Source organism: Psychrobacter sp. 1U2 (assembly GCF_051847575.1).
In genome coordinates, this window is record NZ_JBPYDC010001621.1 from 1 (window position 1) to 556 (window position 556).

Annotated in this window: 2 protein-coding genes; both read left to right on the forward strand. The window is 45.0% G+C overall.

Going from position 1 to position 556, the window contains the following annotated elements; genetic code table 11:
- Positions 1–213: hypothetical protein (locus ACS8FD_RS23500; RefSeq protein ID WP_439277626.1), on the forward strand; the 213-nt coding region annotated here is incomplete at its 5' end.
- A gap of 3 nt (positions 214–216) precedes the next feature.
- Positions 217–556: hypothetical protein (locus tag ACS8FD_RS23505; protein ID WP_439277627.1), on the forward strand; the 340-nt coding region annotated here is incomplete at its 3' end.

A 556-nucleotide genomic window follows, 5' to 3' on the forward strand; every position in this document is an offset into this window, starting at 1 on the left:
TATCAATGCGTCAAACGCGCTATCTTACATCCTGACGTGCAAAAGCTACTAACTTGGGACGGTCAAAACAACCCGTATCCCATTCAGCCCATCACACCAGAAGCACAGAGAGCCTTCGAGGGTAAAAACTGGCAGGTGAATATCAGATGGATAGTGGCAATAGTGATTAACATCAGTTTATTTGCTTGGGCTGTGGTGGCTTATAATAGTTGAGCAATGATGGCAATTACTTGGGGCATAAGCCTTATCATCCAGTGGGTCGCCTTTTGCTATGACAAAGGACATATTCTACCTGTCCACTATTGGCTAGATGCTGGCGTATTAGGTAAGACTAGCTTTGCAAATAAGCTGATATATCGAGCAGGGTGGATTGGGGTAGTTGGCGCGACCTTTGAGGTGGGAAGTTTAGCGATTTATGGTTATCGTAAGTTTAATGATGGGAATATTGAATCTTGGATTTTTAGTGGTACCGCTGCTTTCTCAATAGGTGTCTCAGCTTTTGCTGGATTCAATCTAGGCTTGTTAGCGATAGCATCGCCCGCCACCGTGCTACCTG